This window comes from Paenibacillus sp. FSL R5-0636, from assembly GCF_037974255.1.
GTDB classification, from domain to species: Bacteria; Bacillota; Bacilli; order Paenibacillales; family Paenibacillaceae; genus Paenibacillus_AQ; species Paenibacillus_AQ odorifer.
Genome location: NZ_CP150232.1, coordinates 3210914 through 3225545, shown reverse-complemented (window position 1 = coordinate 3225545; position 14632 = coordinate 3210914). Strand labels below are relative to the sequence as shown.

Genomic DNA, 14632 nt, shown 5'->3' with positions numbered 1-14632 from the left:
GTTAGTCATTTTTACTGAAGAACAACAACATCTCCAACCTTCAACCCAGAGAGAACCTCTGTTTTGTCCGTTGTTTCCAGACCCACTTCGATATCTTTTCGTTCATATTGCCCGTCCCCTTTATCCAGCATAACGTAGGAGAGGTCTCCTTCATGCATTACAGCTATGCTGGATACAACGGTGGCATTTTCTTTGCGAACTGTTTCAATTTCTCCGTTTAAGCTTAAGCCACCGATCAAATGCTCGTCAGGCTGCAGCGTGATCACCACTTCGAATTGAGGAACTGAACTGGTAGTGGCATTCTGACCTGAAGCAGTCTTTGCAAATTTCGCTACCTTCGTAACTTCTCCAGATAACTTCAAATCTTTTATAGCTGTCATTTTTACGTCGACCTTCATGCCTGTCTTTATACGGAAGACGTCTTGTTCACCTACAAGAGCAATGAATTCAAGCTTGTTCATATCTACTATTTTTCCGATATATTGATTATCTGTCACTGTTTGCGGAATTTCGCTTGCACTGTCAAATAAGAAAATGCCGGATGCCGGAGCATAATAAAGTGCTGTTTTGAGTTTGGTTTTTTTCTCTGTTAATTCGCGTGCCTGTATTTCGGCATTGACCTGATTAAGCTCGTCCCCTAGCCGTGTTGCTTCTTGGGCTGTGAGTGCTTTAATCCGTTCTGCTTCAGTCGCACCAAGGGCTGCATTCTCCTCGTCTTGCTGGCTCACAAATTCATTCAGCTCTGCTTCCAGCTTTGCTTTTCGGATAGTCGCCTCTTGTGTAGCAATCTCATTCTTTAAGGCTTCCTGATCGAGAGTAAACAGTAAATCGCCTTTTTTGACTTGTCCACCGTTCTCAACCTTCCACTTTGTCACCTTTGAAGCATATGGAGCATAAACAAGCGTTTCTTTCTCATAATTAGAATTACCTTTAACCTGTATGGAATTGGTAATGGTCTCCTGTGTGACCTCAAAAGTTATTGCTTGTGGGGGTTCAACAGGCTCTAACTGCGCTTCAGGCTTATACATCTTATTGTATAGAAAATAACCTGCTGCAATTATAATCAGTACCAATACTATCCACTTGATTCTCCTCTTCATCACTTTGGCTTCCTTTCAACTTAAAAATAGCTAATCCCGTTTAATCGCCGTAAGTGCATTCGTTCTGGATGCACTGATCGCCGGATAAATACCTGATAATACCCCTGTCATTACCGCAAATGCGATCCCTACCGGGAGAGTCATCAGAGGAATATAAATCACCAAAGGCTCGCCTCCACCCATTCCTGAAGAGGTACCGATGAGCTTATTAATTCCTAATACAATCAAGTATGAAAAGACTATACCAAGCAATCCGCCCAACATCCCGAGCAATGCCGCTTCTGTAATGAACATATTGCGGATCTGGCCCATATTGGCGCCCAGCACTTTCATGATACCGATCTGCCGCCGTCGTTGATGAGTGGACATAGTCATCGCAACGATAATGGAGATCGAAGCAATAATTAGAATAAATACTCCTACACCGAGAGCCGCTTTCTTGACCATGCTGAAGGTATCAGCGAGTGCCTCTTTTTGATACAAATTCGTGCTTGTCGTTAGTGTAAGTTTCTGAATAAGCTTCTCTAGTTCCACGATATTCTCAGTGCTGTCTACCTTTACAATTGCTGAGTTATAGACACCCTTTTGCCCAGCGGTTCCACTCGATAGCTTCATTTGTTCTACAAGCCGCTCGCCAGTCTCTAGTGACACATAGATCTTCTTGTCGTACATAGCCATATTCTCGTTCGTTCCACTCGGGTTGTCGAGGATCCCCACCACTTGAATCGGTGAGCTAACTAACATCCCTCCGGTTTGAGAGGCGGGATCAAAAGATTGTAATTGAACCTGTTGCTTGTACATATCTGTTGGAAGCATACTTAAGCTGTTGTACTGTTCCATCAACTTATTGTTATATGGATCTGTACTCAGTTGTTCAAAAAGCCGCTGCCGAGTTTCGTTATCAATCAGTCCAACGGTTGCACCATAGTTCAGTACAGCCATTCCCACTAAATCAGAAGCCCCGCCTTGTTTGAATTTCTTATCATATTTCGTTAACAGGCGTAGATCGGTTCCAATAAGCTGTACATCTGTTATTTTATTATCGATAGTCAACATCTGTATGTACCCTAGCTCTTGAAAGGGAGCTGCTGCAGTTACATGCCGCAAGCCTTTAATAATCTCCAGCTTTTGCGCCGTCAGCCTGCCGGGATCAAGCTTTTCATTGGCCGCAGACGATCCGCTGCCACCGCTGCCTCCTCCTTGGGAGGGTATACCTCCGTTGGGAGACACCGTAATTTCATCCATTTTGAAATTGCGGTTGATTTCCCGCTCCGTGTAGCTCTGTGCGGAGTCTCCTATACTTAATGCAACTATGATTGCAGCACATCCAATGGATATGCCAGCCATACAAAGACCTGTGACAACTTTCCGCCGTTTGACCTGTTCCCAAGCCAAGCGGGAAATATCACTAATCCTCAATGAGTATACCCCCTTCGAGTTCAGTATCCGAAGAAGTTTGTTTTTCAGTAATCATATATCCGTCCCGAAGCGTGAATATCCGCTGCATTTGCTCCGCGACTTTTAGCTCGTGAGTTACAACTATGAAGGTGGTCTTCATCTTCTTGTTCAGGTTAAGCAGGATATTGATAATTTCTTCTTCTGTCTTCGAATCTAGGTTTCCGGTTGGTTCATCTGCAAAAATAACAGACGGTTCCGTAATCAAGGAACGCGCAATACTGACACGCTGCTGCTGTCCGCCAGACAGCTGGGAAGGGAACAAGTCGGCTTTATCAGGAATGCCGACCCCTTCCAACAATTCTAAAGCTTTTTGTTTACGTATAGAGGGTGCAACGGATTGAAAAACCAGCGGCAGCTCTACATTTTCACGGACTGTCATGCTAGTAATCAGCTCATACGCTTGAAAGATAAACCCGATATTTTTTCTGCGAAATTCCGATAGCTTATTCTCACTCATCTTCACGATATCTTGATCGGCAATATAAATATGGCCTTCAGTAGGCTTCATTAGTCCTGCCATCAGATTCAGCATCGTTGACTTACCGGAACCCGAGCTCCCTAGCAGTGCTACCATCTCCCCCTCTTTCACAGAAAAGTCAATTTGATGAAGCACTGCTGTAGTTTCATTACCGTTTTTATAAGAATGCGTTACATTTTCCACTCGCAACATTGGAGCTGCTCCTCTTCGTACAATAATAGATATGAAATGCTATTTCTCAGTTACAACTGCTCTATCAATCTTGATGTTATAAGCTTGACTAGCCAGCTCGATCCGTTCGCCTTGGAATTCATCGTACAGCGTGATCCGGTAGGTACCTCCTGACAAATTCTTATACATATTATTGCTAAAGCTTGCTGTATACGAGTTGTTGGTCCCTTCAAGAATATCAGTACCGATGTTCAAGCTTCGTTCCTGAGAAAGACCATATGGGTCCGTCATTTTCAGGACCAGTTTATGCGTGAAGGTACCCATATCATAGCTGCTATCACGAAGAAGATTGTAATTCATAACTATATTTATAGAGTCACTGCCTTGCAATGAGCGCCCTTCTGAACTTAGAACGGACATGGTATACGGATAAATTGCCACCTTCGTCAAGTTTTTCTCTGGTGGAGTGGTAACCGGATTTAATGACAGTGAAGCCATATTAATAAATCCAGTGGATTCCTGACCCGGTTCCGTCAGCTTATTCCCAGTAATCCCTGGCCCTAGGAACAGGCTAACATCAGAAGTATTAACGGCCTTCGGAACCTTCGCCCAGAAGGTGATTAATTGCTTACCGCCCGGAGTAGCAGAAGTATCTGGTTGATTGGCTGTAGCTTCGAATAGCTGACCGTCTCCCGTTTTGTAATAAGCTTGGAGGCGAGCCATTTTGCTTTGTCTTTTCTCTTCAATGCTCAAAAGGAGCTCTGTGTATACGAGATTGGAGTTAAGTCCTTCATAAATAATGGTTTTGTTCTCTTGCACTTTAGCGTTCTTACCTTTACCAGAGATAACATAACTTCCTCCAGTTTCAATAGAAGCTACAGCGTTCATCATGCTGTTAGTAGTAACTGATAGGAACGAGCTCTTCTCTTCTTTTACCATAGAATAAAGATTTAATTTTAGTTTATCGAACTCTTGTGTATAAGGAATTTTGGCAAACACATAGATTTCAGCGTTTTTACCTGGTCCAATCGTTGAAGTTTCCTTATCCATAAACAGTTCCGTTGAAGATGACATGTCCTCATTGTCTACCTGAACAGCTCCCTTTAATTCCGGCAGAGACAAGGCAACCGATTGGGTATTCGTAATATTTAATCTGGCAACTACGATATCGTCGTCTTTCCATGGAAAACGCTGTAAGGAAACTAAACTGTAAGTAAACGTCCCATATTCATTTGTTGCTCTATATTCGAGCCCTTTCTGTACCTCTGGACGCAAGGTATAGGAGATTGTAAAGTAAGCAACCGGAACAGTTAGTTTAGCTGTGTTGCCCGTAACGACATTGGTTCCACCAGTGCTTCCAGTTCCTGCTCCGTCTCCGGTAGTTCCCGTCTCACTATTATCTGGAGCAGAAACAGCCTCAATCATCTGCAATTGCAGTGAATTCTGTTCTACTTCAAGGGGGACTTGTGCGGTAAGTGGGATGATTTTTTCCTCCAGAGGTTTTATGGTTAATCCGCTCAAGCCCTTAGAATTGATCGGAAAGGTTGTCCCAGTTGAGGATTTGACGGCAAGCTCATAAGAAGGTAACGTAACGGCTGTCTTCCCTGTATTCTTCACTCGCAGCTGAAAAGTCCAGAATCCCTTATTGTTCTCTGCGTATACGGTTGCGTTATTTAATTGTGTTTCAATCGTATTGTTATTGATGGTAATTTTCTTGATTACACCTTTGCCAACTACCAAATTTGGTGTTGTAGCCGCAGGCAGCTTGTACGAAGATTTGGCAATCTCCAGCTTCAGCGCCTCATCCTTTTGGGTGAATTGCAGTTTCATATTATCCGTCTTCATATACGAAGGAATTTCTGTAAGATAATAAATGGTCTTTTTCTCTTGTGGCTGAATTTTATAACTAAGCTGAGAACGGTCAAGGGCTAATTCATACGAGCTTCCCCCTGCCGAGACCAAATATGCTGCGTAACCAGGATCACTTAATACTTTGCTGCCTTTATTGGTCAAGCTTATGCCCACCTTGGCATAAACCTTTCCGCTGTATTTGTAGAGCTCCAAGGATTCGCTTTTAGCAACAACCGGAATGTCATTCATTGTAGTGCTTACAGTTTTACCGTTTACAGCGGTTGGCGAATAGTTGGCGGGTATATTAAAAGTTCCTACTTGCTTGAGATACCCCTTGGTTTTGGAATCCCAAACGTACATTGGAATCTTGATACCTTTTAACGAATTTACCTGGCCGACATTAACATAATATGTAACGCGCAAGCTTTCATTAGAACCCACTTTTTTCTTAGTAGAGTCAGCACTTAGTGGATTCCCTGGAATGACAGAGCCGCCAGAGGTCATAACTCTCGAAAAATAATACAATAGGCTAGCACTTTTGTTGCTGCCATTCGAATAGTTAATTGTATAAGTTAAAATATTGCCTCCAGGTTGTGACCAAATATTCACATCTTCCAGTGTAGCTTTGATATTAGCTCCTAAAGAAACGGAACCCAGATTACTAGGAGCTGCTACAGTTGCAGCAGCTACCGCAGATTTTGGCTGAACAGAACTAACTGATGCAGCCGAAGCGGTATGCCCTGTCAACTGGCTTATGACAAAGGTGCTTAAGAGTAAAACAACATATGTACTGCTATGCTTTCTCATTGACTTCCCTCCACGAGTATTTTACTAGAATTATTATAGTGGTTAGAGCAGATCCAATTGTATCCATGTTGTAACACTTACAGGCCTTTTGTAACCTATTTGTTCCAATTTGCATATATTCTGAAAACGATTCTATAATTTCAGTTGATTTTTCAAGGCTGCAATATCAGAAGCCGCAGGCTGGTCTTCTCCGTATCTAACTTTTTCATATATTTCAATCAATTGTTCTGACGCAGCTATAGAATCTTCATCTCCCTTACGTTTATGCTTGTTACGATCTCCCCATAGCAAAACATCCCTTTTTGTTTCCTGCGGCGTAAGATAACTTTTCATTTCATAACCGTTATCGCGCTTTATATTTAGCCACCGCCGATAAAGCCAACGTACACGTTCCTGCTCGCCATTCATCTGTTCCCAGCGATCCTTTCGATGTTTTGAAGGAAGACGTGAGCTCCAGAAATCCTTCAACCCTCGAACGGTTTGTTCCCAAGTAAAGACGCTTTTCTCTTCGTCAAGATATGCTGTATTATTCTTAGGGGCATGTTCCCTACGTAACATCGATAACAATGCATCTATGGCTCTCCGCCACTTTTCTCCAGCATTTCTGTACAACCAGCGAAGTGCATAATAGGCTACAAACCCCAATAATACCGCTGCCAAAATATAGAATCCGTACTCTAGTATAATAGCTAGCCAGCCCCGCTTTTGCTCGCCAACAGGCGGTAACATCGGAGTTGCTGGCGGCAATTCTGCTGGCGGAGGCTCTGGTTCTTTTGTGCCAGAAAATAACTGATTAATAAAATTGAAAAATGAGCGTAAGAGTCTCCATACCAGTGTTCCTATAGCTTTGCCGACACCTGCTGCTAGTACAGCTGCAATAACTCCAATCACAATGACATATATACGATTATTCCGTTGTATTCCTTTGGGCAGCGTTTCATTCTCTTCAGTAAGTGCGCTGTATCGTATATAGCTGCTATTAGAAATAAGTAAAGTCAGTATTAAATACAGACTGCCACACCAGGTCAATAACGGCACACTTGGCTCCAATTCAGGAACTCTATGAAACGCTATAGTAGCTACAAAATAGATTATTATACCTATCCAAAACATTCTGAATCTATTATTTCTAGAGTCTACCGTCATCCCTAAAAATGTACATATAAATCCAGCCACACCTAAGGGAAGGCTTTCGATGGATAAACTCCCTGAAACCGCACCTAATAATACCCCGAGGATTAAGGCGGCAAGCAATTGCTTCCATCTTACATTGCAAAAATTGCGCAAAAGAATGCCCGCTAAAGCTAGTATAGGCAGCGCAATCAACCATATTTGTTCATCTTGTTGGGGCAACAAATAAATCTGAAATAGAACCCAAACCGGTAGAAATAGCAACAATTCAATAACAGACCACAACCAGAGTTTGACTGTTTCCCTTACATAGCCAGACAACGTAAGCTTCATGCGCTCTCTCTCCCTTGTTCCGGAATATCCAGCCATTCCACACCATTGCCTTGCTGCATTAGGAGATCCGTCGCCTTTTGCAATTCTGCTCCTCTATGGCAGCTTATGATTAGAAAGTCTGTGTCACTAATTCCACTCTCAACCTGCAATTCCAATAGTCGACTCATAGGAAGTGTTCTATCCAGCTTCAGCCTTGCCAGCAGCTCTAACATATCTTCGAGCTGAGCCATCGGCTCTGCTTCAATTGGATCTCTTTCGCCAGCATCGTCCAATCTGCCATTACAGATTAATCCGGTCTCAATTCCATGCTGCATTGCGTATTCAGCTATAGTCGCTGCATATCTTATTCCTTGCTCGACTCGTTCCACATCAGTCACCGTTCTCCACATGGAATCACTGTCCTCTATATTCAGACAGATGACGAGTCGGGAGTCAGCAGTATAATCTTTTTTATGAACCTGCATAACACCAGTACGTGCTGTAGCCTTCCAGTTTACCAATCCCATAGAATCTCCTGAGCTATACTCACGAATGCCAGCAGTCAGAAAAGGGTCTTCAACGATCCATCTTTTCACAGGAAGCTCACCCAGCCAGCTATGAATGGGCAATGGAAGCTCGTCTAGATTCAGCAGAACGGGATAGATCAATAACTCTAACTCGAGTGGATACGTTTTGTTTTTTCGAGTCAAACCAAATGGATCTCCCGTTGTCATAGTCACGGATTCCAAACGATATAAACCACGACGCTCACATGTCACCTGATGCCGTCTTTTAATATGACGATAAGATTTTAAATAGAATAAACTAATATGATTCTGAGAGATTTCTCCTGTACTAATCCCAAGATTATCCTGACTTCCAAATTCCAGACCTCTCGCAATACTAGACTCCAATCGGAGCCACGGCAAAGGAAGAAGTTTCGCATTAACGATCTCCTCGATCATCTCAATACGTTCTCCTTCATAAGCAGTCTTGCGTGAAAAATAGCGAGAATAACTAAGCGCTTTCAGGCCATTCCGTTTATAAATGTCAGCAAGAAGTAACACCAACGCCACAGTAATGAAAATGAACCAAGGCAAAGCCATAGGTCATTCCACCTTTCCGCCTCTTAAGGACGTCACGGGTTCAGCAGGCACCTCAACTTCACGAAGCACTTGCAAAACAATATCCGCGGCTTGTCCCTCTCTTGAGCCTAATCCCCGATGAAGCAGCAGACGATGTGCAAGCACGGAAACAGCCACGGCTTTGATATCATCCGGTGTTACATAGGACCTGCCTTGAATAAGTGCATATCCCTGAGCAGATCTAAGCAACGCGCCACTAGCACGTGGACTCGCCCCCAGTTTTACTGCCGTAGATTTGCGGGTAGCTTCCGTTATCCGTACGATATAACCTAATAAATCATCACTGATACTTACCGATGCGGCTAAACGCTGTGCGGCTTGAATATCTTGTGCCGTTGCTACAGGAAAAGACTCTTCGAGCGGATTATTCTCACGAAAACGCTGTAAAATATGTATCCCTTCATCGAAGGTAGGATAACCCGTAGTAATCCGCATCAAAAATCGATCTAACTGAGCCTCAGGCAGTGGGAAGGTCCCTTGGTTGTCTATCGGATTCTGAGTAGCAATGACAAGAAATGGTGCTTCTAATCTGTGCGTTACGCCATCGATAGTAATTTGCCGTTCCTCCATACACTCTAATAGGCTGGATTGAGTTCTAGGTGTTGCACGATTAATTTCGTCAGCCAGCAGTATATTAGCAAATACCGGACCTGGTCTGAACTGAAACTCTCCCGTCTTCTGATTGTAATAGTTGATCCCGCTTAAATCAGAAGGCAATAAATCCGGTGTAAATTGAATGCGCTTAAATGAACAATCTAATGATTTGGCAAGAACCTTTGCGAGCAAGGTTTTACCCGTTCCTGGTACATCTTCCAGCAGAACATGTCCATTCGCAAGTAATGCGGTCAGCAGCAGGTCTACTCCATCCTCTTTTCCTACAATGACTTTGGCAAGATTGGCCCTAATAGATTTGATAAGTTCAGTAACTTCTTGAAGATTCATGTGAATGCACCATCCAATCTGAGGATAATTATGTAATAAGTGCTTTAATCATAACAGAAAGCGTACCCAATTTATAATTCACACAAAAAAGGCACTGTCCATAATTAGACAGCCCCCGTCATCCTTTCGATTTTCATTTCACAGTCTTATGCCGATATCGAATGAAAGCTACAATCCCATAAAAGATAGGTATGCTTTCTACGATTAGCCAAATGATCACAATTGCAAAGCTTTTATAGTGTTCGTAATATCTGCCGACGTTTCGTGAATATAAGTATGCTATTGTCACTGAAGTCAGTGTTAAAAGAGGAACGTAAATTTTTTTACCATTAGTATTGAACAAACTCGATAGACATTTTGAAGCTATGTAGATAAGGAAAGAGCTGTGAATAAACATAGATGACGACCATATTCCAATCAAAAGCGGGTCAGTATTCCCTAATAAATTCTCTTCTTTCGAACTACGCACCATCTCAAGAAAAGGATATTGGAGCTGCTGACCAAGATGTGGACCAAAACTCAGCATCGTCAATATCCATCCAATTAAGACAGTGATTGATACATAGAGCTGTGCAAATACCAATCTTTTTAACATCTTTGCTTCAATTTTTAAATCAGGTGCAACGAACAAGAGAACAATCCATTCTCCAAACCATGACATGACCACAATAGAGTCTTTCATGGCGATTCCAGGATCATGATAATGAATAAAAGCTGGTAACATATTAAAATCCGCGTTCGAAAGGAACAAATTAAATAAAATGATCGTGGTTATTAGAAAAATAATAAATAATCCGTCGGCCATATATGTAATCGTTACAAAACCTAGACTTGCTGTGTACATAATCACCAAACCAATTACAAGCTGAATAAACAGCGGCGGAGTTCCTCTTAAATAATTTGAACCAAAGAATAGTACAAAGTTCTCTATATCGTAAGAAACATAATAAACACACCAGCATAGTAGGACCAGTAGCATAAATTTGTGTGGCCATTTGCCAATGATCTCTTTTCCAAAGTGAACCCAAGCTTGATTAGGTCGCAGCTTACCAACATAGATTGTAAACCATAATAAAATCAAGCCTAATAAAGAGCCAACTATTAATGCAATCCAGCCTTGATAGGAGGAACTAGCAATAATAGTTGGAATCAAAAAAATGGTGGTTTGTGAGCTGAAAAAAATAGTGATAAACCGGAACAGCTGCCACTTTGTTGTACGCATAACTTTTCCTTCCTCAGTTCTTTATTTTGCTGTTCCAAAATCTACAATGCGAAAGTCCGTTGCCACCTTAATATCTGCCTCGTGAGTGTAGTAATTATCCCAACGTTCTCTTACTTCCTTCCAAAGTTTCGGATCATTCCATTCCAGTAACATGCCGAGTTGTAGAACATCCGCACCTGCTTCTTGGGATAAACGTATAGCTTCGGTCAGATTAGCAGTAATTTTATCGCTTAGTTTCTCTGTAATGATATTACTGATCTCTTCTAGATTTCTTTTCTTAGGGTCCCTTAAATAAATCACACTAGCTTTTCCTTTTAATTTCACTGTGAACACTGGGCCTTTATCCGTTAGTTTTACTTTCTTTGAAGCTTTGGTGCTAACAAATACAACACTTGCCGCACTTTCTCCTCCATCCCAGGTAACAGAATAAACCGACAGCTTAAGCTTGCCTGCGGCCCATGCCAATGCCCTACCTTCTTTAAGCTTTAGTATTCCCTTCATTTTCTCATTCTGAAACAACATGGCCCCTTGAATGCCTGCCCAATATTGTGGTTTACCTTCTTTTGTAGTTTCCTCTTTTTTACCAAATGAAAGATTATTTATAGCAAACCCAACTCCAGATGCCTCGGCGAACAAGCAGTCCTTGATTGTAGTTGAAAACATATATTTTTCTGTTCCAAAGCTCATTAGTACATCAGAAGGCAATTGTTCGTAGATAGGTGTTAATGTATTCATCTCTTTGGCACTGCCGGGACTCGCCATGACATAGGTTCCAAGGGGAAGGGCTGGCTCTCGTCTAATCCATAACAGAAGTTCACCGATTCCTTGTTCTGCATAAGCTTTCCCTAAGACGATTATTTTTAATTGGGAAAGACTAAGCTGACGTGTTAGGTCTTTTTGGACTAGTAACATGGCATCTGCTATCGTATCTGCGGTCTTGGAAACTGTAGAATAACTATTTCCATCGCCGCCACCACTAGCGGGTTGGCTTGATGAGTTAAGACGATTGGGCAAAGGAGAGTTAATCGTAATTTCAACGGTGCCTGCTTCTTTGCCTACATCTATAAACAAGCCGTATACAAAGGTTAATTCGTCCAGTTCCACCTTGGACGACCAGCAGCCTGTTACATTTAGGAGTAGAAGTATAACAACTCCAATTTTTAGAGTTCTCATTTTTGTTTCTGTCTCCTTAGATTCCTGTTGCTATAAATGTTGCTTCGTTTCTTCATATAGTTAGAGGGAAAACGAGATAATGTGTCCTTCCAGTCTTGTAACACCAAAGGAGCAACGGGTTGTAAATACGGTGAACCTAACGGCCTAAGATTAGCCAGATGCCCGTAAATCAAAAAGGCTGTAATATATACCCCGAGTAATCCCATCGTCCCCCCCATAATCAATAAAGGGAAACGAAGTAAACGAAAAGTCAAACCCAGCTCATAATGGGGAATGATGTAGGTGGCAATTCCGGTAATAGAAACAACAATGACCATTGGAGCAGATACAATTCCTGCTTGTACCGCAGCTTGACCGATGACTATACCCCCAATAATAGAAACGGTCTGGCCCACAGGCTTTGGTATTCGGGTTCCAGCTTCTCTAAGGGCCTCGAAGGTAAGCTCCATGATTAAAGCCTCAGTCAAGGCTGAGAAAGGAATATTCTCTCTGGCAGATGCTATCGTAATTAACAGGTTTGAGGGAATGATCTGAGGATGAAAGGTTGTAATCGCAACATAAAGCGATGGAAGAATCATGGATATGATGGAGAACACAAATCGAACGATTCGAATCCAGCTTGCTGCATAGAAGCTTTGATAATAATCCTCAGAGGATTGTAGCATTGTAAAAAAAGATGTAGGTGCAATCATTGCAGTGGGTGTGCCATCCTGTAATATTCCAATCCGGCCTTCCATTAAAGAAGCTGCCACCGAGTCGGGGCGTTCTGTATATTGAAATACCGGAAATGGTGTCAAGTTCCCCTTCCGCAATTGTTCCGATATATAACTAATGCCCAATATTCCGTCAATTTCTATTTCATTTATTTGCTTTTCAATTTCAGCAAGAACTTCTTTTTTATAAAGACCTTCAATGTATACAACATACACATCGGTTTTTGTATATTTACCAATCGTATAATGAATAGTCTTTAGATCCGGATGTTTAATTTTGTGTCGGAGCAGGGACAGATTCGTTTCAATATCTTCAATAAATGCCTCTTGAGGTCCAATCACCACAAGTTCATTTTGTGATTCCGTGACCGATCTTTTCTGATATTGCGTGATCTCAAAATAATAAACATAAGGAAGCTCCTCAAAACAAAGCACTACTTTTCCAGCGACGATCAGATCTACAGCCTTGTTTACGTCAAACTCCTTAAGATACGGGATTGGAAAAACAGCTCCTCGATCCAGTCGTTCTAAAAAATCAGACCATTTGTGCTCTGAATTTGCTTCATTTCTTAGCGGCAATGCAATATCCTTATGAAGACTCAGGGAATTCACAATGAATGGGATATAGATCAAGTGGCAGGAATGCCCGTGAAGGCGAATGGATTGAAAAACTGCATCACTAGATCCCTCTAGTTGTTCTTTAATTGTTTCAATAATTCCAGACATCTGCGGCATACCTCCAAGATTGTGACTTGTTAATCTGGCTTAGTTTGCCAATGAAATGGAAGGTTTATTCTTATATCAGAGCAAAAAGGCATGAGTCCGGTATAGTACCGAACTCATGCCCATCAAACCCCTAGATTTCAAATCAAGGAAATGTAGCACCAATATTAGTTCCGCTAGGTGTTCCAGATCCGATTAGGTCGCTACCCCCAGTTAATTTGAGGAAACTGCCCAGACTAAAAGATCCATCAGCATTTCGCACCACTGAAGGCGTAAGACTTACAAAATCAGCGGCACTGGCTACCAAACCCTTGGCATTGGTACTTGCATTACTCTTCCACCACACATTAGTACTTAGAATATCGGTGCCACTTGTTTTATCGCTCGATCCTCCTGCAAAAGACAAGTTGTTCGTAAATTGGTGAGTACCGGTATCAAAAGCAAAGTTACTCTGTCCGTTACTCCAAGAAGTATTATTTGTTAACTGGATGGAACCTGGATTACTGTTGTAAGTGAATCCGTGTTTTTTATTTTGAAATGCGATGCTATTCAGTACAATGTGGTTTACTGCAATCTTTTCACCACCTAGTTTGAATCCATTCCCATCGCTGTTTGCCGTTGAATTTCCATCTGAGGTCTGTCCGTTCTTATAGGAGATACTATTCTTGATCGTCACCACTCCGATGGGGCCTGTTTCTGATTTACTGTAAAGATCCCAGCCGTCATCTGTATTCCATGCAGCTATACATTTATCAAATACGTTACCAGGACCTATAGTCAGCTTAGCAGCAAAACCATCAGCGTCTTCTCCATTATCTGGATCATAATTATCATGAGAGTATACTCCAATGATTTGATTATAGCTCGGCCATTGACTCATGCTGGTCAGAGATGAAGCATAACGGCTGATTTGCAGTCCCGAATCCCGATTATGATGGGTTTCAACATTCTCAATAATGTTATAGTTCCCGCCAATAAAGAGCCCATTGTCTCCTGAGCCTCTTATCTCTAATCCTTTTACCTTCCAGTAGTTACCGTATATCTGCAAACCACGTTGAGCTGGGTCAAATGGCTGGGCGTAAAAATCCAGTATAGGCTTCTCAGTCCCATATGCAGCGATGTTCTTTCGTAAGTTAGAGCTTCCGCTATTATCTTGTCCAACAATTATTGTTGAAGAATACGTGTAAACCCCTCCACGCATATAGATGGTTTCCCCGGGGGCTACCTTCGTAATCGCTGAGGCCAGTGTGGTTGGACTACCAATTGTTCCTGCGTTGCTGTCCAGACCATTAGGGGCTACATAAATCGAGCCTGCAATTGGTGTTGCAGTTGGAGTGGCGGTTGGAGCTACTGTCGCAGTGGGGTTTGCGCTTGCTGTTGGAGTAGCCGTAGGAGCTACCGTTGGT

General features: G+C 42.2%; 10 protein-coding genes and 1 pseudogene. All 11 read right to left on the bottom strand.

Translation table 11 applies throughout. The annotated features are described in order from the left end of the window. Positions 1–11 precede the first annotated feature (11 nt). Positions 12–1100 (bottom strand): efflux RND transporter periplasmic adaptor subunit, encoded by a 1089-nt coding sequence (locus MKX34_RS14650; RefSeq protein WP_036678218.1) that lies wholly within the window; start codon positions 1098–1100, stop codon positions 12–14. Between the two features lie 30 nt (positions 1101–1130). After that, positions 1131–2519 (bottom strand): ABC transporter permease, encoded by a 1389-nt coding sequence (locus tag MKX34_RS14645; RefSeq protein WP_170914247.1) that lies wholly within the window; start codon positions 2517–2519, stop codon positions 1131–1133. Beyond that, positions 2509–3228 carry an ABC transporter ATP-binding protein gene (locus MKX34_RS14640; RefSeq protein WP_076099331.1) on the bottom strand — a complete coding sequence of 240 codons (720 nt, stop codon included), beginning with the start codon at positions 3226–3228 and terminating at the stop codon, positions 2509–2511. The genes MKX34_RS14645 and MKX34_RS14640 overlap by 11 nt, the downstream gene beginning before the upstream one ends. Positions 3229–3267: 39 nt before the next feature. Beyond that, positions 3268–5865 (bottom strand): hypothetical protein, encoded by a 2598-nt coding sequence (locus tag MKX34_RS14635; protein WP_076296750.1) that lies wholly within the window; start codon positions 5863–5865, stop codon positions 3268–3270. 132 nt (positions 5866–5997) lie between these two features. Next, positions 5998–7329, bottom strand: coding sequence for an FUSC family protein (locus MKX34_RS14630; protein WP_036678223.1), 1332 nt, complete (start codon positions 7327–7329; stop codon positions 5998–6000). After that, positions 7326–8414 (bottom strand): DUF58 domain-containing protein, encoded by a 1089-nt coding sequence (locus MKX34_RS14625; RefSeq protein WP_076099333.1) that lies wholly within the window; start codon positions 8412–8414, stop codon positions 7326–7328. The genes MKX34_RS14630 and MKX34_RS14625 overlap by 4 nt, the downstream gene beginning before the upstream one ends. A gap of 3 nt (positions 8415–8417) precedes the next feature. After that, positions 8418–9395, bottom strand: coding sequence for a MoxR family ATPase (locus MKX34_RS14620; protein WP_038570741.1), 978 nt, complete (start codon positions 9393–9395; stop codon positions 8418–8420). Between the two features lie 133 nt (positions 9396–9528). Next, complete coding sequence (locus MKX34_RS14615) at positions 9529–10617, bottom strand: GerAB/ArcD/ProY family transporter (RefSeq protein ID WP_076296751.1); 1089 nt, start codon at positions 10615–10617, stop codon at positions 9529–9531. Positions 10618–10638: 21 nt separating this feature from the next. Next, the gene (locus MKX34_RS14610; protein ID WP_036678233.1) at positions 10639–11790 is read right to left on the bottom strand and encodes a Ger(x)C family spore germination protein; all 1152 of its coding nucleotides are present in this window, start codon (positions 11788–11790) and stop codon (positions 10639–10641) included. Then, positions 11787–13238 carry a spore germination protein gene (locus MKX34_RS14605; RefSeq protein ID WP_076099335.1) on the bottom strand — a complete coding sequence of 484 codons (1452 nt, stop codon included), beginning with the start codon at positions 13236–13238 and terminating at the stop codon, positions 11787–11789. Before MKX34_RS14605 ends, MKX34_RS14610 begins: the two co-directional genes overlap by 4 nt. Positions 13239–13371: 133 nt before the next feature. Beyond that, positions 13372–14541: pseudogene (locus MKX34_RS14600) on the bottom strand (right-handed parallel beta-helix repeat-containing protein); the annotation flags it as partial. Positions 14542–14632: the final 91 nt, after the last annotated feature.

Excerpts from the sequence above, each read along its gene's own strand:
- MKX34_RS14650 (WP_036678218.1), bottom strand. The coding sequence starts at position 1,100 with ATGAAGAGGAGAATCAAGTGGATAGTATTGGTACTGATTATAATTGCA.
- MKX34_RS14615 (WP_076296751.1), bottom strand. The coding sequence starts at position 10,617 with ATGCGTACAACAAAGTGGCAGCTGTTCCGGTTTATCACTATTTTTTTC.
- MKX34_RS14635 (WP_076296750.1), bottom strand. The coding sequence starts at position 5,865 with ATGAGAAAGCATAGCAGTACATATGTTGTTTTACTCTTAAGCACCTTT.
- MKX34_RS14640 (WP_076099331.1), bottom strand. The coding sequence starts at position 3,228 with ATGTTGCGAGTGGAAAATGTAACGCATTCTTATAAAAACGGTAATGAA.
- MKX34_RS14625 (WP_076099333.1), bottom strand. The coding sequence starts at position 8,414 with ATGGCTTTGCCTTGGTTCATTTTCATTACTGTGGCGTTGGTGTTACTT.
- MKX34_RS14610 (WP_036678233.1), bottom strand. The coding sequence starts at position 11,790 with ATGAGAACTCTAAAAATTGGAGTTGTTATACTTCTACTCCTAAATGTA.
- MKX34_RS14605 (WP_076099335.1), bottom strand. The coding sequence starts at position 13,238 with ATGCCGCAGATGTCTGGAATTATTGAAACAATTAAAGAACAACTAGAG.
- MKX34_RS14620 (WP_038570741.1), bottom strand. The coding sequence starts at position 9,395 with ATGAATCTTCAAGAAGTTACTGAACTTATCAAATCTATTAGGGCCAAT.
- MKX34_RS14630 (WP_036678223.1), bottom strand. The coding sequence starts at position 7,329 with ATGAAGCTTACGTTGTCTGGCTATGTAAGGGAAACAGTCAAACTCTGG.